The organism is Streptomyces sp. CNQ329 (genome assembly GCF_000482585.1).
On sequence record NZ_AXVU01000008.1, the window covers coordinates 189,969 to 209,799 of the forward strand.

19 protein-coding genes are annotated in these 19,831 nt (G+C 71.9%); 14 read left to right on the forward strand and 5 right to left on the reverse strand.

Annotated elements, in window-relative coordinates:
* Positions 1–32 precede the first annotated feature (32 nt).
* The 9 genes from ftsW (at position 33) to I003_RS0108025 (ending at position 8,875) form a co-directional block, all read left to right on the forward strand.
* Positions 33–1,439, forward strand: a complete 1,407-nt coding sequence (ftsW, locus tag I003_RS0107985; RefSeq protein ID WP_051368136.1) for a putative lipid II flippase FtsW — start codon at positions 33–35, stop codon at positions 1,437–1,439.
* 43 nt (positions 1,440–1,482) lie between these two features.
* On the forward strand, positions 1,483–2,577 hold the full coding sequence (murG, locus tag I003_RS0107990) for an undecaprenyldiphospho-muramoylpentapeptide beta-N-acetylglucosaminyltransferase (protein ID WP_027771047.1): 1,095 nt from the start codon (positions 1,483–1,485) through the stop codon (positions 2,575–2,577).
* A gap of 37 nt (positions 2,578–2,614) precedes the next feature.
* Positions 2,615–3,433 (forward strand): FtsQ-type POTRA domain-containing protein, encoded by an 819-nt coding sequence (locus tag I003_RS0107995; protein ID WP_027771048.1) that lies wholly within the window; start codon positions 2,615–2,617, stop codon positions 3,431–3,433.
* 241 nt (positions 3,434–3,674) lie between these two features.
* Positions 3,675–4,889: a cell division protein FtsZ gene (gene ftsZ / locus I003_RS0108000; RefSeq protein WP_027771049.1), complete on the forward strand. Its 1,215-nt coding sequence runs from the start codon at positions 3,675–3,677 to the stop codon at positions 4,887–4,889.
* Between the two features lie 33 nt (positions 4,890–4,922).
* Complete coding sequence (gene pgeF / locus I003_RS0108005) at positions 4,923–5,657, forward strand: peptidoglycan editing factor PgeF (protein ID WP_078563818.1); 735 nt, start codon at positions 4,923–4,925, stop codon at positions 5,655–5,657.
* Positions 5,657–6,454, forward strand: coding sequence for a YggS family pyridoxal phosphate-dependent enzyme (locus I003_RS0108010; RefSeq protein WP_051368137.1), 798 nt, complete (start codon positions 5,657–5,659; stop codon positions 6,452–6,454). Before pgeF ends, I003_RS0108010 begins: the two co-directional genes overlap by 1 nt.
* 121 nt (positions 6,455–6,575) lie before the next feature.
* On the forward strand, positions 6,576–7,208 hold the full coding sequence (locus I003_RS0108015; protein WP_027771052.1) for a cell division protein SepF: 633 nt from the start codon (positions 6,576–6,578) through the stop codon (positions 7,206–7,208).
* A gap of 64 nt (positions 7,209–7,272) precedes the next feature.
* Positions 7,273–7,560, forward strand: a complete 288-nt coding sequence (locus I003_RS0108020) for a YggT family protein (protein ID WP_027771053.1) — start codon at positions 7,273–7,275, stop codon at positions 7,558–7,560.
* Positions 7,561–7,624: 64 nt separating this feature from the next.
* Positions 7,625–8,875, forward strand: coding sequence for a DivIVA domain-containing protein (locus tag I003_RS0108025; protein ID WP_027771054.1), 1,251 nt, complete (start codon positions 7,625–7,627; stop codon positions 8,873–8,875).
* 218 nt (positions 8,876–9,093) lie between these two features.
* Here the strand turns inward: I003_RS0108025 and ileS are convergent, their stop codons facing one another.
* Positions 9,094–12,267 (reverse strand): isoleucine--tRNA ligase, encoded by a 3,174-nt coding sequence (gene ileS, locus I003_RS0108030; protein WP_027771055.1) that lies wholly within the window; start codon positions 12,265–12,267, stop codon positions 9,094–9,096.
* 385 nt (positions 12,268–12,652) lie between these two features.
* The gene (locus I003_RS34590; RefSeq protein ID WP_078563820.1) at positions 12,653–13,207 is read right to left on the reverse strand and encodes a hypothetical protein; all 555 of its coding nucleotides are present in this window, start codon (positions 13,205–13,207) and stop codon (positions 12,653–12,655) included.
* Positions 13,208–13,256: 49 nt separating this feature from the next.
* On the opposite strand from I003_RS34590, the gene I003_RS34595 reads away from it, so the two are divergent.
* The 3 genes from I003_RS34595 to I003_RS0108050 all read left to right on the forward strand — a co-directional run bounded on the left by I003_RS34595 (position 13,257) and on the right by I003_RS0108050 (position 15,480).
* Positions 13,257–13,727, forward strand: coding sequence for a TraR/DksA family transcriptional regulator (locus I003_RS34595; RefSeq protein WP_486584133.1), 471 nt, complete (start codon positions 13,257–13,259; stop codon positions 13,725–13,727).
* A gap of 110 nt (positions 13,728–13,837) precedes the next feature.
* Positions 13,838–14,503, forward strand: a complete 666-nt coding sequence (gene lspA / locus I003_RS0108045) for a signal peptidase II (RefSeq protein WP_027771057.1) — start codon at positions 13,838–13,840, stop codon at positions 14,501–14,503.
* A 35-nt stretch (positions 14,504–14,538) separates the two neighbouring features.
* Positions 14,539–15,480, forward strand: coding sequence for an RluA family pseudouridine synthase (locus I003_RS0108050; RefSeq protein ID WP_027771058.1), 942 nt, complete (start codon positions 14,539–14,541; stop codon positions 15,478–15,480).
* A gap of 109 nt (positions 15,481–15,589) precedes the next feature.
* Here the strand turns inward: I003_RS0108050 and I003_RS0108055 are convergent, their stop codons facing one another.
* Positions 15,590–16,669 (reverse strand): mechanosensitive ion channel domain-containing protein, encoded by a 1,080-nt coding sequence (locus I003_RS0108055; protein WP_027771059.1) that lies wholly within the window; start codon positions 16,667–16,669, stop codon positions 15,590–15,592.
* A gap of 53 nt (positions 16,670–16,722) precedes the next feature.
* On the opposite strand from I003_RS0108055, the gene I003_RS0108060 reads away from it, so the two are divergent.
* Positions 16,723–17,325, forward strand: a complete 603-nt coding sequence (locus I003_RS0108060; protein ID WP_037720347.1) for a dienelactone hydrolase family protein — start codon at positions 16,723–16,725, stop codon at positions 17,323–17,325.
* A gap of 6 nt (positions 17,326–17,331) precedes the next feature.
* On the opposite strand, the gene I003_RS0108065 is transcribed toward I003_RS0108060, so the two are convergent.
* Positions 17,332–18,123: a thioredoxin domain-containing protein gene (locus tag I003_RS0108065; protein ID WP_027771061.1), complete on the reverse strand. Its 792-nt coding sequence runs from the start codon at positions 18,121–18,123 to the stop codon at positions 17,332–17,334.
* Between the two features lie 61 nt (positions 18,124–18,184).
* Entirely contained in the window at positions 18,185–18,826 is a 642-nt protein-coding gene (locus tag I003_RS0108070; protein ID WP_078563812.1) for a hypothetical protein, read from the reverse strand.
* Positions 18,827–19,010: 184 nt separating this feature from the next.
* Here I003_RS0108070 and I003_RS0108075 point away from each other — a divergent pair.
* Positions 19,011–19,831 (forward strand): PHP domain-containing protein (locus I003_RS0108075; protein ID WP_027771063.1); only part of this gene is annotated, 821 nt, incomplete at its 3' end.

The following is a 19,831-nucleotide window of genomic DNA, read 5'->3' on the forward strand; positions in this document are numbered from 1 at the left end:
GGCGGAGTGCGGTGCCAGCGAGGAGACGGCGGATGAGCAGAGCGGACCAGGAGCGGCGCGCGCGGCGCCCGGCCCCCGCGCGCGGTGCGGCGCCGAAGACCCCGCCGCGGCCCGGCCGTCCGGGCCGCGTCACGAACCGTTCCGTTCCCGCGGCACGCCGGCCCGGCCGTGGGGGCGCGGGGCCCTACGGATTGCGCCGGCTCGCGCGCCGCGTACGCCGTGCCTGGGACCGGCCGCTGACCGCGTACTATCTGCTGCTCGGCGGCAGCCTGCTCCTCACCGTGCTGGGCCTGGTGATGGTCTTCTCCGCCTCCCAGATCGAGGCGCTCAACAGCGGCCTGGCGTCCACGTACTACTTCCGCAAGCAGCTCGTCGCCGCCGCCCTCGGCACCGTCCTGCTGCTCGTCGCCTCCCGGACGACGATCCGGCTGCACCGCGCGCTGGCGTACCCGATGCTGGCGGGCTCACTGTTCCTGATGGCCCTGGTGCAGGTGCCGGGGGTGGGGCAGTCGGTCAACGGCAACACCAACTGGCTGAACTTCGGCGGCCCGTTCCAGCTCCAGCCCAGCGAGTTCGGCAAGCTGGCGCTCGTGATGTGGGGGGCCGACCTGCTGGCGCGTAAACAGGACAAGAAGCTGCTCACCCAGTGGAAGCACATGCTGGTGCCGCTGGTGCCCGTCGCGCTGCTCCTGCTCGGCCTCATCATGCTCGGCGGCGACATGGGCACCGCGATGATCCTCGGGGCGATCCTGCTGGGCCTGCTGTGGGTCGCGGGCGCCCCCACCCGGCTGTTCGCCACCGTCATCGCGGTCGCCGTGACGCTGACCGTCGTGCTGTTCACGTCGAGCCCGCACCGCATGGACCGGCTGCGCTGCATCGGCGCCACCGAGCCGGGCCCCGGCGACATCTGCTGGCAGGGCCTGCACGGCATCTACGCCCTGGCCTCCGGCGGCTGGTTCGGCTCGGGACTCGGCGCGAGTATGGAAAAATGGGGCGAACTCCCGGAACCGCACACCGACTTCATCTTCGCCGTGACCGGGGAGGAACTCGGCCTGGCGGGGACGCTGTCGGTGCTGGCACTCTTCGCGGCTCTAGGCTATGCGGGTATCCGCGTGGCCGGACGTACGGAGGACGCCTTCGTAAGGTACGCCGCGGGGGGCGTGACCGCCTGGATCATGGCGCAGGTCGTGATCAACATCGGGGCGGTCCTGGGGTTGCTGCCCATCGCCGGCGTCCCGCTCCCGCTGTTCTCCTACGGAGGCTCCGCCCTGCTGCCGGCGATGTTCGCCGTGGGGTTGCTGATCGCGTTCGCGCGCGAGGAACCGGCGGCGCGGGCGGCGCTGGCCGTGCGGCCCGCGGGGGTGCTGCAGTCTGCTAGAAGAGTGCTCGCCGGAAAAAGGCCGGAGAGCACGGCCAGGAGAGCCAGGAAAACAAGGTGACGGACCGCCGGCGGGCGGCCGTCGCGGAGAGCGGTGAAATTCGGTGCATGTCGTACTCGCCGGTGGGGGGACCGCCGGCCACATCGAGCCCGCGCTCGCCCTCGCCGACGCCCTGCGCAGGCAGAACCCGACGGTGGGCATCACGGCGCTCGGTACCGAGCGCGGACTCGAGACCAGGCTGGTCCCGGAGCGCGGCTACGAACTGGCGCTGATCCCCGCGGTTCCCCTGCCGCGCAAGCCCACGCCGGAGCTGATCACCGTCCCCGGACGGCTGCGCGGAACCATCAGGGCCGCCGAGGAGGTGCTGGAGCGCACGAAGGCCGACTGCGTCGTCGGCTTCGGCGGCTACGTCGCCCTGCCCGGCTATCTGGCGGCCAAGCGCCGGGGCGTGCCGATCGTGGTCCACGAGGCCAACGCCCGCCCCGGGCTTGCCAACAAGATCGGCTCGCGCTACACGAAGTTCGTCGCCGTCTCCACGCCCGACAGCAAGCTGCGGCACGCGAACTACATCGGCATTCCGCTGCGCCGCTCCATCGCCACGCTGGACCGCGGCGCGGTACGCCCCGAGGCGTGCGCCGCGTTCGGGCTCAACCCCAACCTGCCGACCCTGCTGGTCTCCGGCGGCTCGCAGGGCGCGCGGCGGCTGAACGAGGTCGTCGAGTCGGTGGCCCCGCACCTGCAGCGCTCCGGCGTGCAGATCCTGCACGTCGTCGGCCCGAAGAACGAGCTGCCGCAGGTCGACAATATGCCCGGCATGCCGCCGTACGTCCCGATGCCCTACGTGGACCGGATGGATCTCGCCTACGCCGCCGCCGACATGATGCTCTGCCGCGCCGGCGCGATGACGGTCGCCGAACTCTCCGCGGTCGGGCTCCCGGCCGCGTACGTGCCGCTGCCCATCGGCAACGGCGAGCAGCGGCTCAACGCCCAGCCGGTGGTCAAGGCCGGCGGCGGGCTGCTCGTCGACGACGCGGAGCTGACGGCGGATTGGGTGCGCCAGGAGGTGCTGCCCGTGCTGACCAACCGCCAGCGGCTGCACGAGATGTCCTGGGCCGCCGCGGAGTTCGGCCGGAGGGATGCCGACGAACTCCTCGTCGGCATGGTGTACCAGGCTGTGGACGGCAGACGGGGATCATAGGGCGGCGATCTCACCACACCAGTCAGGGGGTACGGGGATGGCCGGAGCGGTCCGCGAGAAGGCGGCGGCCGGCCGCGGGGAGCGCGGCGGCGCCGGGCCCGGCGGCCCGCCCGCCGCCCGGCGGCCGGCCGGGCGGGGCCGACGGCTGCGGTTGCCGGGCCGCCGGCCGGTGATCGCCGCGCTGCTCGCGGTGGCCGTGCTCGGCGGGCTCCTGGTCTGGACCCTGTACGGCTCGAACTGGCTGCGGGTGGAACGGGTGACGGTCTCCGGCACGGACGTGCTCGGCGACGACGAGGTGCTGGACGCCGCCCGGATCTCCGAGGGTGTACCGATGGCCACCGTGGATCCGGGCGCGGTCGAGGCCCGGCTGACGGCGGAGTTGCCGCGTATCGGCTCCGTGGACGTCGACCGCGTCTGGCCGCACCGCATCGCGGTGACGATCACCGAGCGGCAACCGGCCGTGCTGTTGCGCAAGGGGGAGTACTTCGTGGAAGTCGACGACGGCGGGGTGCGGTTCGCCACGGTGCGTACTCCGCCCGAGGACGTGCCGATAGTGGAGATGCAGGTGGCGGACTCACCGAGCCTGGACCGCTTCGGCCCGCAGCGGCTGCGGAAGGGCGCGGTACGGGTTGCGGGCGCGCTCTCCGAGAGTGTGCGCCGTGACACCCGTACTATCCTTGTGCGTTCATATGACTCCGTCACCTTGGAGCTGACCGGCGGGCGGACCGTGCTGTGGGGCAGCGCGGAGCGCGGCGCGGCGAAGTCGAAGGCGCTTGCGGCGCTCATGAAAGCGGAGCGCGATGCCCGGTACTTCGACGTCAGCGTTCCCAGCGCCCCGGCGGCATCGTCGAGTTGACGCACATATGCGCAGTTCAGGCCCCCCGTGAGGGGCCGCAACGCCTGATCACATAGGGTGAAAAGAAAAACGGGAGGTTCGGCGTGTTCATTGAACGCGGAAGCCTTGTCGACTTAGTGTCTCGTTCCAAGAGTCCAGGTACGGGATGCTGCGGTAACCCTAAACTTCACGCTTAGGGTTCGACCGGCGTTCGGGGACCCCCACAAACGGCAGACGTAACTCGAGGCGAGAGGCCTTCGACGTGGCAGCACCACAGAACTACCTCGCGGTCATCAAGGTCGTCGGTATCGGCGGCGGTGGCGTCAACGCCATCAACAGGATGATCGAGGTCGGTCTCAAGGGCGTCGAGTTCATCGCGATCAACACCGACGCGCAGGCACTGCTGATGAGCGACGCGGACGTCAAGCTCGACGTCGGTCGCGAGCTGACCCGCGGACTGGGCGCGGGCGCCAACCCGGATGTCGGCCGCAAGGCCGCCGAGGACCACCGGGAGGAGATCGAGGAGGTGCTCAAGGGCGCCGACATGGTCTTCGTCACGGCGGGCGAGGGCGGCGGCACCGGCACCGGCGGCGCGCCCGTCGTGGCGAACATCGCCCGCTCGCTGGGCGCGCTCACCATCGGCGTCGTGACCCGTCCGTTCACCTTCGAGGGCCGGCGCCGCGCGAACCAGGCCGAGGACGGCATCGCCGCGCTGCGCGACGAGGTCGACACCCTCATCGTGATCCCCAACGACCGGCTGCTGTCGATCTCCGACCGTCAGGTGAGCGTGCTGGACGCCTTCCGCTCCGCGGACCAGGTGCTGCTCTCCGGTGTCCAGGGCATCACGGACCTCATCACCACCCCGGGCCTGATCAACCTGGACTTCGCGGACGTCAAGTCCGTGATGTCGGAGGCGGGTTCCGCGCTGATGGGCATCGGTTCGGCGCGCGGCGACGACCGCGCGGTGGCCGCGGCCGAGATGGCGATCTCCTCGCCGCTGCTGGAGGCGTCCATCGACGGCGCCCGTGGCGTGCTGCTGTCCATCTCCGGCGGTTCGGACCTCGGGCTCTTCGAGATCAACGAGGCGGCCCAGTTGGTCAGCGAGGCCGCTCACCCGGAGGCGAACATCATCTTCGGCGCGGTGATCGACGACGCCCTCGGCGACGAGGTGCGCGTCACGGTCATCGCCGCCGGCTTCGACGGCGGCCAACTGCCGTCGAAGAACCGGGACAAGGTCCTCGGCTCGTACGGCGGGCGCGACGACTCCCCGGCCGACCCGGCCGGGGAGAGCGGGCCCGTCCGGTCCGCGGAGCCGGAGCGCCCCGCGTTCGGCGGCCTCGGCTCCCTCTCCGGCGACAGCGCCGAGGACGGCGCCTCGGCGCCGCTGCCGCCGCCCGCCACGCCGCAGGTGCCGGCGGCCCGGCCGTACCAGGACAGCGAGGCCGAGGAGCTGGACGTGCCGGACTTCCTCAAGTAGCCGACGGGTTGATCACGTAACGTACGACCCGTGATAGGGCAGACATACACGACAGGCGGCGCTCACTTCGCCTTCACCGACCGGTGGGGCGGCGTGAGCGCCGCTCCGTACGCGGAGCTGAACCTCGGCGGTGCCGCCGGCGCCGATGATCCGGCGGCGGTCGCGGCCAACCGCGAGCGCGCCGCCCGCGCGCTCGGGGTGGAGCCCGCGCGGGTCGTATGGATGCACCAGGTGCACGGGCGCGACGTCGCCGTCGTCGACGGGCCGTGGGGCGACGCGCCCCCGCCCGCCGTCGACGCCGTCGTCACCCGCGCCCGGGGCGTGCCGCTCGCCGCCCGCGGCGCCGACTGCGTACCGCTGCTCCTCGCCGATCCCGCGGCGGGCGTGGCGGGTGCCGCGCACGCCGGGCGGCCCGGCATGGTCGCCGGGGTGGCCGGGGCCGCGGTCGAGGCGATGACGGGACTGGGCGCCGAGCCGGCGCGGATCGTGGCCCACCTCGGGCCGGCCGTCTGCGGCCGCTGCTACGAGGTCCCCGAGGCGATGCGCGCGGAGGCCGCCGGTCAGGTGCCGGCGGCGTGGGCGACGACGAGCCGGGGAACGCCGGCACTGGACATCCGTGCGGGTGTGGTCGCGCAGTTGGAAGCGCTCGGTGTGGGAATGATCACAGTGTCGGAGGTGTGCACGCTGGAGTCCGGGGATCATTTCTCGTACCGGCGCGAGGGTGCCACGGGCCGGCACGCCGGGTACGTGTGGCTGGACGGGGAATGATGGACGGGTTCACGGGGGACAGCGGGCTGTCCGAGGCGGGGGACCGGGAGCGCAGGGCCGAGTTGGCGGCGAACCTGGCGCGTGTGGAGGAACGTATCGCCGGCGCCTGCGCCGCCGCGGGCCGCAAGCGCGAGGAGGTCACGCTCATCGTCGTGACCAAGACCTATCCCGCCGACGACGTGCTGCGCCTGGCGGACCTGGGCGTGCGGCACGTGGCCGAGAACCGCGACCAGGAGGCGGCGGGCAAGGCCGCGTGGTGTGCGGAGCGGGGCGCGGAAGCGCCGCTCACGTGGCACTTCGTCGGCCAGTTGCAGACCAACAAGGCGCGCTCCGTGGCCCGCTACGCCGCTTATGTGCACTCCGTCGACCGCCCGCGACTGGTGACGGCGCTCGCCGCCGCGGCGGAGCGCGAGGGGCGCGAGCTGGGCTGTCTGCTTCAGGTGGCGCTCGACAAGGATGCGGAGTCCGGCGAGGATGCGGGCAGCGGTGCGACGGGGGACCGCGGTGGCGTGGCGCCCGCCGGCGTACCGGCGCTCGCGGACGCGGTGGCGGCGGCCCAAGGGCTGCGGCTGCGTGGGCTGATGACGGTCGCGCCGCTGGCCGGGGCGTATGCCGGACGGCAACGGGCGGCGTTCGAGCGGCTGATGGAAATCTCATCCCGCCTGCGCGTCGCGCATCCTGCTGCAACGATGGTCTCGGCAGGGATGAGCGGCGACCTTGAGGAGGCAATTGCCGCAGGAGCGACACACGTACGCGTCGGCACCGCGGTACTCGGAGTCCGGCCTCAGCTCCGGTAACGTCGCCAAACGAGTCGGACCACAGTAGAAAATAAGCTTCATTCCCGGTCAATTCAGGCAGGGCAGCGTGGATCACGTCACTGGCGAAGGTCGATCCACCGCAGAGCGGAGGGCGTAGAGCATGGCCGGCGCAATGCGCAAGATGGCGGTCTACCTCGGCCTCGTGGAGGACGATGGGTACGACGGCCCGGGGTACGACCCCGACGACGAGTTCGAGCCGGAGCCCGAGCCCGAGCGGCGTCACCGTCATCAGGCCCCGCCGCCGCAGCAGGAGGAGCCGCCCCGGGCGATCGCTGCGCCGCCGGCGCAGCGGGAGCGCCCCACGGACCGGGAGCCGGCGGGGCGTTCGGCCGGACTGCTGCCCGAATCGGGGCGTTCGGGGCGAATCGCTCCCGTGTCTTCCATCACACCTGACCGTCCCAGCCTGGAGAAGAGTGCGCCGGTGATCATGCCCAAAGTCGTGTCCGAGCGGGAGCCTTACCGGATCACGACGCTTCACCCGCGTACGTACAACGAGGCACGTACCATCGGGGAACACTTCCGCGAGGGCACGCCTGTGATCATGAACTTGACCGAGATGGACGATACGGACGCGAAGCGACTTGTCGACTTTGCGGCTGGACTCGTCTTCGGCCTGCACGGCAGCATCGAGCGCGTGACTCAGAAGGTGTTCCTGTTGTCGCCTGCTAACGTCGACGTAACAGCGGAGGACAAGGCTCGCATCGCAGAGGGCGGGTTCTTCAACCAAAGCTGAGCCAAGCAACACTGTGCGAGCGGCCGTGGGGGCCGGAACGCGAAGGGGAGAGGACCGCAGCGAGATGGACGTCGCGCTTCAAGTGATCTACATCGCGCTGTTCGTTTTCCTGATAGTGCTGATCTTCCGGTTGATCATGGACTACGTGTTCATGTTCGCCCGCTCCTGGGAGCCGGGCAAAGCCATGGTGGTGTTGCTTGAGGGCGCCTACACGGTCACGGATCCACCACTCAAGCTCCTGCGGCGGTTCATTCCGCCACTGCGTCTAGGGGGCGTGGCGCTGGACCTGTCCTTCTTCGTCCTGATGATCATCGTCTACATCCTGCTCACCGTGGTGGGCGCGGCGAGGTGATGGTGAACCGGGACGAAGAGTGTCGATATGCCGATGTCGCCGATGACTACGTTGAGGTGAAGAAATGCCGCTGACCCCCGAGGACGTGCGGAACAAGCAGTTCACGACCGTCCGACTCCGAGAGGGCTACGACGAGGACGAAGTCGACGCGTTCCTCGACGAGGTCGAGGCCGAACTGACCCGGCTGCTCCGCGAGAACGAGGACCTGCGGGCCAAGCTGGCCGCGGCGACCCGGGCCGCGGCTCAGAACCAGGGGATGCGCAAGGGTCCCGACCCGCAGGACCGTCCCGGTCCCCCGGGACACGGTGGGCCGGTGCCCGCCGCCATATCGGGCCCGCAGCCGGTGCCGCCGCAGCAGATGGGCCCGCCGCAGGGCGGCCCGCCTCAGTTGCCTTCCGGCGCACCCCAGCTGCCCGCAGGTCCCGGTGGCATGGGCCCGGGTGGGCCCGGCGGCCCCGGCGGCCCTCCCGGTCACGGTCCGCACGGCCCCGGGCCGATGGGCCCCGGCGGCCCCGGTGGCCCCGGTGGTCCGGGCGGGCACGGTGGCCCCGGCGGTCCCGGCGGCCCCGGCCACGGCCCGCACGGCGGCCCGCCGCAGCACGTGCAGCAGCACGGCGGCCCCCCGCAGCAGCACGGTGGTCCCGGCGGCCCCGGCCCGCAGCAGGGCGGCCCCGTCGGCGGTGACAGCGCCGCCCGCGTGCTGTCGCTGGCCCAGCAGACCGCCGACCAGGCGATCGCCGAGGCCCGCGCCGAGGCGAACAAGATCGTCGGTGAGGCCCGCAGCCGCGCCGAGGGTCTGGAGCGCGACGCGCGTGCCAAGGCCGACGCCCTGGAGCGGGATGCGCAGGAGAAGCACCGCGTGGCGATGGGCTCCCTGGAGTCCGCGCGCGCCACGCTGGAGCGCAAGGTCGAGGACCTGCGCGGCTTCGAGCGCGAGTACCGCACCCGGCTGAAGTCGTACCTGGAGTCCCAGCTTCGCCAGTTGGAGAACCAGGCGGACGACTCGCTGGCCCCGCCCCGTACACCCGCGGCGGCCTCGCTGCCCGCGGCGGCGGCGCCCGCGCCGGCACCCTCGATGGCCCCGGCCGGCGCCGGTGCCATGAGCGGCCCCCCGAGCATGGGCGGCGGCACGATGGGCGGCCAGCAGGGCATGCCGAGCCGGCAGTCCCCGGCCGGCGGCCCGTCGTACGGCGGCCAGCAGCAGATGTCCCCGGCCATGACGCAGCCCATGGCGCCGGTGCGCCCGCAGGGCGGTCCGATGCAGCAGCCGCCGTCGCCGATGCGCGGCTTCCTCATCGACGAGGACGACAACTGAGCACGGCCTGACGGCCGTCGGCATATCGCAAGGGCCGGGTCCCGCGGAACGCTCGCCGCGGGACCCGGCCCTTTTGCCTGCCCGCCCGCGGGGACCGGGGCGGACGGGGCCGGGGAGCGGACCGGCAGGGTGCCGGCGGCGGGCCCGGGCCGCGGACGCGTACGGCGCCCCGCCCCCGTGGCGTCACGGGAGCGGGGCGCCGCCGGTGCCGGGCCGGATCAGACCCGTACGAGCCGGAAGGTCAGGGACAGCGGCTCATCGGTGAACGGCTCACCGAAGCCCTCGGCCCCGGCCGTCTCGCCCGCGGCGAAGTCCGTCGCCAGGACCTCCTCCGCGATCAGCTCGGCGTGGTCCGTGAGCGCCTGGCGGACCTCCGCGTCGCTCGTCGACCAGCGCAGCCGGATCCGGTCCGCGACGTCCAGGCCGGAGTTCTTCCGCGCCTCCTGGACCAGCCGGATCACGTCCCGGGCCAGGCCCGCACGGCGCAGCTCCGGGGTGATCTCCAGATCCAGCGCCACCGTCGCGCCCGCGTCGGAGGCGACCGACCACCCCTCCCGCGGGGTCTCCGTGATGATCACCTCGTCCGGGGAGAGCGACACCGTCTCGCCGTCGACCTCCACCGTCGCGCTGCCGCTGTCGCGCAGCGCGGCGGACAGCTTCGCCGCGTCCGCCGCCGCGACGGCCTTGGCCACGTCCTGCACCCGCTTGCCGAACCGCTTGCCCAGCGCGCGGAAGTTGGCCTTCGCGGTGGTGTCCACCAGCGAGCCGCCGCCTGTGCCGCCGGTGGCCTCGGAGAGCGTCGCCAGCGTCGTGACGTTCAGCTCCTCGGTGATCTGCGCGCGCAGCTCCTCCGGCAGCGACGGGAAGCCCGCGGCGGCCACCAGCGCCCGCGACAGCGGCTGGCGGGTCTTCACCCCGGACTCCGCCCGCGAGGCCCGGCCCAGCTCCACCAGGCGCCGTACGAGCTGCATCTGCCGCGACAGCTCCGGGTCGTGCGCCGCCGCGCCGGACCCGGCCGGCTCCGGCCACGACGCCAGGTGCACCGAGGCCGGGGCGTCCGGCACCACGGGCACCACGAGGTCCTGCCAGACCCGCTCGGTGATGAAGGGCACGACCGGGGCCAGCAGCCGTGTCACGGTCTCCAGGACGTCGTGCAGCGTGCGCAGCGCCGCCGCGTCGCCCTGCCAGAAGCGCCGCCGGGAGCGGCGCACGTACCAGTTGGACAGGTCGTCGACGAACGCGGACAGCAGCTTGCCGGCGCGCTGGGTGTCGTAGGCGTCGAGGGCGTCGGTCACCCGGGTCGTCAGCGCGTCCAGCTCGCCGAGCAGCCAGCGGTCCAGCAGCGGCCGGTCCGCGGGCACCGGGTCGGCGGCCGAGGGCGCCCAGCCCGCGGTGCGGGCGTACAGCGCCTGGAAGGACACCGTGTTCCAGTAGGTCAGCAGGGTCTTGCGCACGACCTCCTGGATCGTGCCGTGGCCGACCCGGCGGGCCGCCCAGGGCGAGCCGCCGGCGGCCATGAACCACCGGACCGCGTCGGCGCCGTGCCGGTCCATGAGCGGGATGGGCTCCAGGATGTTGCCCAGGTGCTTGGACATCTTGCGGCCGTCCTCGGCGAGGATGTGCCCGAGGCAGACGACGTTCTCGTAGCTGGACTTGTCGAAGACGAGCGTGCCGATGGCCATCAGCGTGTAGAACCAGCCGCGGGTCTGGTCGATGGCCTCGCAGATGAACTGCGCGGGGTAGCGGCTCTCGAAGACGTCCTTGTTCTTGTACGGGTAACCCCACTGCGCGAAGGGCATCGAGCCGGAGTCGTACCAGGCGTCGATGACCTCCGGCACCCGCTCCGCGCGCAGCGTGCAGCCGTCGGCGGGGCAGGGGAAGGCGACCTCGTCGATGTACGGGCGGTGGGGGTCCAGCGCGGACTGGTCGGTGCCGGTCAGCTCGGTCAGCTCGGCCAGCGACCCGACGCAGGTGAGGTGGTCCTCGGCGCAGCGCCAGATGGGCAGCGGGGTGCCCCAGTAGCGGTTGCGGGACAGGGCCCAGTCGACGTTGTTGTCGAGCCAGTCGCCGAAGCGCCCGTGCTTGACGGAGTCCGGGTGCCAGTTCGTCCGCTCGTTCTCGCGCAGCAGCGCGTCCTTGACCGCCGTGGTGCGGATGTACCAGGAGGGCTGGGCGTAGTAGAGCAGCGCCGTGTGGCAGCGCCAGCAGTGGGGGTAGCTGTGCTCGTACGGCTCGTGCCGGAACATCAGCCCGCGCGCCTCCAGGTCGGCGACGAGCGCTTCGTCGGCCTTCTTGAAGAACTGGCCGCCGACGAGGGGCAGGTCCGCCTCGAAGGTGCCGTCGGGCCGGACGGGGTTGACCACGGGCAGCCCGTACGACCGGCAGGTGCGCATGTCGTCCTCGCCGAACGCGGGCGACTGGTGCACCAGGCCGGTGCCGTCCTCGGTGGTCACATAGTCCGCGTTGACGACGAAGTGCGCGTCCTCCATGTCCACCAGGTCGAACGGGCGGCGGTAGGTCCAGCGCTCCAGCTCCCGCCCGGTGAACGTCTGCCCGGTCGGCTCCCAGCCCTCGCCGAGCGCCTTCTGCAGCAGCGGCTCGGCCACGACGAGGCGCTCCTCGCCGTCGGTCGCCACGACGTAGGTGACGTCGGGGTGGGCGGCCACCGCGGTGTTGGACACCAGCGTCCACGGGGTCGTCGTCCACACCAGCAGCGACGCTTCGCCGGCCAGCGGGCCGGAGGTCAGGGGGAAGCGGACGTAGACCGAGGGGTCGACGACCGTCTCGTACCCCTGGGCCAGCTCGTGGTCGGACAGACCGGTGCCGCACCGCGGGCACCAGGGGGAGACGCGGTAGTCCTGGACGAGCAGGCCCTTGTCGTAGATCTGCTTCAGGGACCACCAGACGGACTCCACGTACTCGGAGTTCATCGTCCAGTACGCGTCGTCCAGGTCGACCCAGTAGCCCATCCGCTCGGTCAGCTCGGCGAAGGCGTCCGTGTGCCGCTGGACCGAGGCGCGGCACTTGTCGTTGAACTCGGCGATGCCGTACGCCTCGATGTCCTGCTTGCCGTTGAAGCCCAGCTCCTTCTCCACGGCCAGCTCCACCGGCAGCCCGTGGCAGTCCCAGCCCGCCTTGCGCGCCACGTGGTAGCCGCGCATGGTGCGATAGCGGGGGAAGACGTCCTTGAAGACGCGGGCCTCGATGTGGTGCGCGCCCGGCATCCCGTTGGCGGTGGGCGGGCCCTCGTAGAAGATCCACTCGGGCCGGCCCTCCGACTGCTCCAGGGAGCGGGCGAAGACCTGCTGCGAGCGCCAGAAGTCGAGCACGGCGTGTTCGAGGGCGGGCAGGTCGACCTGGGCGGGTACCGGACGGTACAGGGGCGTGGTCATCGGGGACTCTTCCTCCGGCTGGCGTGCTGACGGCCGAACCGGAGGGACGAGAGCCGGGGCTCCCGCGGTACCACCCTCCTTGGCGGCGGGGCGCGCGCCGCGTGCCCACCGCCCCCTCATTGGGGCAGCGCTGCCGGTTCTACTCGCCCGGGGGCTTTCTTCCGGCGGCTCCGGGGTGATCTTCGCTCCGTGCACACCGCCCGGGCTCGCACCGTCCCCGGGTCGCTCCTCGGCTGCGTACGGAGGTACTCGTCCCCATCCACACCTGTCGCTGCCGACAGTGTACGGCCCCGGGGTACGCCCCGCCGACCGGGTTTCCGCCGCGGGAGTGCTGGGCCGTTCGGCCCAGTTCCGGCAAACCGGACAGGCGAGCGGAAGCCCGGGATTACCCGGCGTGCGGCTGGGCACAACGTTTTGAGACCGGTCGGCCATGGCGTGCCCTGTTGCCGCGGACCCAGTGTCGATTTATCGTTCCGGCACCGTTCGCGAACAAGATCACAATATGTGAAGGGGTCCCGGCCATGGTTGCGAAGAAGACCGCGCCGGCGGCGAAGAAGTCCACAGCGAAGAAGACCACGGCGAAGAAGGCGGCGAAGAAGGCACCGGCGAAGAGGGCCGCCGCAGGCCGGGCCACGGCGAAGGCCGCGGGCGAGCGGGCGGCGAAGAAGCAGACCACGAAGCAGACCACGAAGAAGGCCGCGAAGAAGGCCACGAAGAAGGCGACGGGGAAGGCCGCGAAGAAGGCCACGAAGAAGGCTGCGGGAAAGAAGACGGCGGCGACCGCGGGGGCGGCCGGCGGAGCCGCTCCCGCGAAGAAGGCGCCGCCCGCGAAGAAGGCCGCGGCCGGGAAGGCGCCGGCCGCAAGGACCGAGCCCGCGAGGAAAACCGCGGCACGGGCCGCCGCCACGGCGAAAAGGCCGGCGAAGAAGGCGGTGGCCAAGAAGACGTCCGCCAGGACGTCTCCGGGGAAGAAGACGGGAGCCAAGACGGTGGTCGCAAAGAAGACGCAGGTGGCGGAGGCTTCGGTCGCCGAGGCGGCGGGCGGGAAGACGGCCCCGGCAGAGCCGGGGGAGCTGGCCGTGCGCCCGGGAGAGGACCCCTGGACTCCCGAGGAGATCGCGGAGGCCCGCCAGGGGCTGCTGGACGAGGTCGCGAGCCTGCGCTCGGAGATCCGGGCCTCCGAGGAGGCCGTCAGCGGGCTGATGCGCGACTCCGGCGGCGGCGCCGGGGACGACCAGGCCGACACGGGGACGAAGAACATCTCGCGCGAGCACGAGATGGCGCTCGCCGCGGGTGCCCGGGAGCGGCTGATGCAGACCGAGCGCGCCCTCCTGCGGCTGGACGACGGCACGTACGGGCGCTGCGAGTCCTGCGGCAAGCCGATCGGCAAAGCGCGGATGCAGGCGTTCCCGCGGGCCACGCTGTGCGTGGAGTGCAAGCAGCGGCAGGAGCGCCGCTGAGGGTCGCCGGAGGCGTTGACGGGGCCGGTGGCGCGGTGACGGGCTGTGGTGCGACGGCTCGTACGGGTGTGCCGTACTCTCGACCCCAGTCAGCGCACCGGAGGGCACACGTGACAGAGGCGGAGCGGATCAGCGGGGACGCCACGGAGCCCCGCGGGGAGGACGAGGGGACCTCCGCGGCGGACGGGAAGGCCGCCGCCGACCCCGGCACCGCGGACCCGGCCGAGGCCGCCGGCGAGGCGGACGCGGCCGGTGAGACCGCGGACGGCGCGCCGGAGACGGCCCGGGGCCCCCGGCGTATCGGCGTGCTCCTCGGCGTCGCCGCCCTCGTCTACGCCCTCGACCTCGTCACGAAGCTGATCGTGGTCGCCGAGCTGGAGCCGGACAACCGCTCCGTCGAGGTCGTCGGCGACCTGCTGCGCTTCCAGGTCGTCCGCAACGCCGGGGCGGCGTTCGGCATCGGCGAGTCGATGACCGTCATCTTCACGCTGATCGCCGTCATCGTCATCGGCGTCATCGCCCGGCTGGCGCGCAAGCTCTACAGCCTGCCCTGGGCCATCGCGCTCGGCCTGCTGCTCGGCGGCCCGCTCGGCAACCTCACCGACCGCCTCTTCCGCTCGCCGGGCTTCTTCGAGGGCCACGTCGTGGACTTCATCGCCCCCGAGCACTTCGCGGTGTTCAACCTCGCGGACTCCGCGATCGTCTGCGGCGGCATCCTCATCGTCATCCTCTCCTTCCGCGGCCTGGACCCCGACGGCACCCTCCACCGCGGCTGACGTAGGCCGCCGTACACGCCTGCGATACTTCCCGGGTGAGTACCGTTCCCGAGATCCGCACCCTGCCCGTACCCGACGGCCTCGAAGGCGAGCGGCTCGACGCCGCGCTCGCCCGGATGTTCGGGTTCTCCAGGACCAAGGCCGCCGAACTGGCCGGCGCCGGCAAGGTCCTCGTCGACGGTCAGGAGGCCGGCAAGTCGGACCGGGTGACGGCGGGCGCGTGGCTGGAGGTCGAGATGCCCCCGCCGGCGGCGCCGGTGCGGATCGTCGCCGAGCCGGTGCCCGGGATGACCGTCGTCCACGACGACGAGCACGTCGTCGTCGTCGACAAGCCCGTCGGCGTCGCCGCGCACCCCAGCCCCGGCTGGAGCGGCCCCACGGTCGTCGGCGGTCTGGCCGCCGCGGGGTACGCCATCTCCACCTCCGGCGCCGCGGAACGGCAGGGCGTGGTGCACCGGCTGGACGTGGGCACGTCGGGGCTGATGGCGGTGGCCAAGTCGGAGCGCGCGTACACGCTGCTGAAGCAGCAGTTCCGGGAGCGTACGGTCGACAAGCGCTACCACGCGCTGGTCCAGGGCCACCCCGACCCCCTCAGCGGCACCATCGACGCCCCCGTGGGCCGCCATCCCGTGCACGACTACAAGTGGGCCGTGGTCGCCGACGGCAAGCCCAGCGTCACGCACTACGACCTGGTGGAGGCGTTCAGGGCCGCCAGCCTGCTGGACATCAAGCTGGAGACCGGCCGCACCCACCAGATCCGCGTGCACATGTCCGCCCACCGCCACCCGTGCGTCGGCGACCTCACCTACGGCGCCGACCCCGTGTTCGCCCGGCGGCTCGGCCTGGAGCGGCAGTGGCTGCACGCGGTACGGCTGGGCTTCGAGCACCCCGGGGACGGCCGGTGGGTGGAGTTCGAGTCGGAGTACCCGGAGGATCTGCGGCGGGCCCTGGACATCGTGCGCGCGGACAGCGCCTGACGCCGCAGTCCGGTCCGGTCCGGTCCGCAAGGATCTGACGCCGCCCCCGGAGGGGCGGCCGGGCGGGAGGCCCGGCGTGGGCGCCGGCCCCGGGAGCGACGACCGCGTCCTACGGCACCTCGACGTCCGGACGCAGCGCGACCCCGTTCAGCGGCGCCTGCGCCGTCATCACCTTCGGCAGGGCGTACGGGTGCTTCTCCCGCAGCCAGGTGATCAGCTCCTCGCGCACCGTGCAGCGCAGGTTCCACAGTGCGTCCGCGTCCCGCGCGGTGGCCAGCGCCCGCACCTGCATCGTCGTCGGTGTGGTGTCCGTGACCACCAGGCTCCAGCCGCGCCCGTCCCAGTGCGCGCAGCCGAGCAGCACCTCGTGCAGCCGCTCTCGCAGCGCGGGCACCGGCGTGGAGTGGTCCAGGTGGAAGTAGACGGTGCCGGTCAGCTCCGGGCCGCCGCGCGACCAGTTCTCGAAGGGCTGGCCGGTGAAGTACGACACGGGGATGGTGATGCGGCGCTCGTCCCAGGTCTTCACGGTCAGGAACGTCAGCGTGATCTCCTCGACCGTCCCCCACTCGCCCTCGACGACGACCGTGTCGCCGATGCGCACCAGGTCGCCGAAGGCGATCTGCAGCCCCGCGAACAGGTTGCCCAGCGTCGACTGGGCGGCGATGCCCGCGATGATGCCGATGACGCCGGCGGACGCGAGCATCGAGGTGCCCACCGCCCGCATCTGCGGGAACGTCAGCAGCATGGCGGCCACCGCGACCGTGCAGATGACGAACATCACCACGCGCTGGATCATCGTGAGCTGCGTCCGCACCCGCCGTCGGCGCGCGGAGTCGCGTGCCCTGGCCTTGTAGCGGTGGTACGTCAGCTCCACGGCCGCCGCGAGCACCTTCGTCAGCAGCCAGGCCACGGAAGCGATCAGCAGCAGCGTCAGGACGCGCGTGACGATCGTGTGGCTGTCGTCGCCGTGGGCCAGGTCCGCCCGCCTGTACGTGCCCAGCAGCAGGGACGTCAGGACGGCGAGTTGCAGCGGCACCCGGCAGCTTCGCAGCAGGCCCCATATCGGGGTCTCGGGGTGCCGTGCGTCGGCCCGGCGCAGCAGCAGATCGACCACGACTCCGGCGATCGCGGTGACCGCGACGGCGCCGCCGATGACCAGGACGGGCCGGAGCACATCCTCGGTGGACACGAGAGCCTCCCTCGAACGCGGATCCCTCCGACGGTATCTGCCACGATGGGCGCATGACGATTCTGCTTTTCCACTCCATGTACGGACTGCGTCCGGCCGTGCACGTGACGGCGGAGCGCTGGCGCACCGCCGGGCACGAAGTGGTCGTCCCCGACCTCTACGACGGGCGTATGCCGGCGACGGAGGAGGAGGCCGCGGACGTCAGGGACGAGATCGGCACGGACGAGCTGCTGGCGCGGGCCGTGAAGGCCGCGGCGCCGTACTCGGCGGGCGGGGTGCTGTACGCGGGCCTGTCGCTCGGCGGTGCGCTGGCGCAGAACCTCGCGCTCGCCGACGAGCACGCGCGGGGCCTGCTGCTGATGCACGGGACGTCCGATGTCGCCGACGGGGCCGCCGCCGCCTCCGGCGAGCTGCCGGTGCAGCTCCACGTGGCGGACCCCGACCCGTACGAGACGCACGACTGGCAGACGGCCTGGTACCTGCGCATGGGCCGGGCCGGCGCGGACGTGGAGGTCTTCCGCTACCCCGGCGCGGGGCACCTGTTCACCGACCCCGGCCTGGCGGACTACGACGCGGAGGCGACGCAGTCCGCCTGGCGGGTGGCGGATGCGTTCGTGGCGGAGCTGGACGGGCATTCCGCCGCGTCACGCGGGTGACGAGGGCTACGCGCCCAGCTTGTCCAGCTCGGTCGGGAGCATGTTGGTCTCGATCTTCTTGCCGTCGATCTTGACCGTCGGGGTGCCCTCGATCTCGGCGTCCTCGAAGCTGTCGATCATCTGCAGGGCCCACTTGTCGAACGTGCCCTTGTTGACGTTCCTCTGGAACTGCTTGTTGCCCTTCAGCTCGTCGACGTTCTTGGCGACGTCCAGCAGGTACTCGTTGTCGGCGAACTTGTCCTCGCTCTCGGCCGGGTGGTGCTCGGCCGAGTAGAGCAGCCCGTGGTACTCCTTGAACGCCTCGGTGCTGACGTCCAGGGCCGCGCCCAGGGCGCTGGCGGCGTTCTTGGAGCCGTTGCCGCCGAAGTTGCCGTCGATGATCGCACCGAGGTGGACGCGGAGCTGGTACTTGTCGTCCTCCGCGCCCTTCTTGACGCGCTCGCCCAACTGCTGCTCGAACTGCGCGCACGCGGGGCAGCGAAGGTCCTCGTAGACGTCGATGGTCTTCTCGGCGCCCTTGCCGCCGAGTACGACGGTGGTGCCCTTCTTGCCCTCGGCGTTCGCCGGCTGGACGAGCTTGGCGTTCTTCGCCGCGCCCCAGTCCTTGCCGCCGTCGTCGTCCCCGCCGAGGCTGGTGACCGCGAAGGCGACGCCGCCGACGACGGCCAGCAGGCCGACGACGGCACCGCCGACGAAGAGCTGCCGGCGCACCTTGTCCTTCTTGGCCTGCTTCTCGCGCTCGATGCGCAGCCGCTCGCGCGCGGCCCGCTTGGCTTCCTGGCTGTTTCGCTTGCTCATGGTGGGAGGTCCTCGTGTGGTCGGTGTGGCTGGGTCCGTGCTGGTCGGCCGGGCTGCCGGATCAGGCAGCGGCCGGGCACGGCGGGCCACGCCGCAGGACCGAGTGGAGCAGGTGCGCCAGGGGGCGGAGGGTGCCGGCGCGGTCCGCCCGGCGGCCGGGGCGGCCGGTGCTCCGGACCGGGGCCACGGTGACGGTCGCGACGGCCAGCAGCAGCGGCCGGAAGGCCACGGCCGCGGCGGCGCGCAGCAGCCCGGCCAGGGCCGCCTCGCCGCGGCGCAGCCAGGCGGCGGCGATCAGGCCGACGCCGACGTGGGCCCCCAGCAGGAGCCATGGGCTGGCGGCGGTCCCCGCCAGGGCCTCACCGCGGGCGGTCATCCGGGCCAGCGGGGTGCCGAACTCCCCGGAGCAGAGGAGGTCGAGCCCCAGGGAGCGCATGGAGCCGGCGACGGGGCCGCCGGACTGGCCGTAGCAGGCGTGCTGGCCGGTGGTGAAGGCGGTGTCGGCCGCCAGCTCCAGGGGCACGAGGAGGGCCGCGATGCTCCAGTAGCCGCGCTCGCGGCGGCCGGCGAGCAGATAGGCGACGGCGAAGACGCCGCCGGAGAGCGCGGCGAGCATGCCGAGCGGCAGGGGGTTGGCGGAGAGGAGTACGTGGGCGCCCGCGGACAGGCTGATGCACAGCGCGGTGAAGACCGCCGCGCGCATCACCCTGATCGTTACGCCCGCATGTTCCATCGGGCGTGATTCTGCCATGGCGGACGGTAAACCGGTGCTAAAGAGGAGGCCCGGGTTCAGCCCGGCCGGGGCCCGCGGTGTCAGTGACCCGTCCTAGACTTCCCAGCGTCCTGCCCGCGCCCTCGCGTCCGTCGTCTGCTGGAGGTCCTCCGCCGTGGCCAAGCCGCCTTTTACGCATCTGCATGTGCACACGCAGTATTCGCTGCTGGACGGTGCGGCGCGGTTGAAGGATATGTTCGCGGCGTGTCGTGAGATGGGGATGTCGCATATCGCGATGACGGATCACGGGAATCTGCACGGTGCGTATGACTTCTTTTCGCAGGCGACGGGGGCCGGGGTGACGCCGATCATCGGGATCGAGGCGTATGTGGCGCCGGAGTCGCGGCGGAACAAGCGGAAGGTGCAGTGGGGGCAGCCGCATCAGAAGCGTGATGACGTGTCCGGTTCGGGTGGGTATACGCATAAGACGATCTGGGCGGCGTCCCGTACGGGTCTGCACAATCTGTTCCGGTTGTCGTCGGATGCGTACAAGGAGGGGTGGCTGCAGAAGTGGCCGCGGATGGACAAGGAGGTGATCGCCGAGCATGCGGAGGGGCTGATCGCGTCCACGGGGTGTCCGTCGGGTGAGGTGCAGACGCGGTTGCGGCTGGGGCAGTTCGACGAGGCGCTGAAGGCGGCGGCGTCGTATCAGGAGATTTTCGGGAAGCAGCGGTATTTCCTGGAGCTGATGGATCACGGGATCGAGATCGAGCGGCGGGGGCGGGACGGGCTGCTGGAGATCGGGCGGAAGCTGCGGATTCCGCCGCTGGTGACGAATGACTCGCATTACACGTATGCGCATGAGGCGACGGCGCATGATGCGCTGCTGTGTATTCAGACGGGGAAGAATCTGTCGGATCCGGACCGGTTCAAGTTCGACGGGACGGGTTATTACCTGAAGTCGACCGAGGAGATGTATGCGGTCGATTCCTCGGA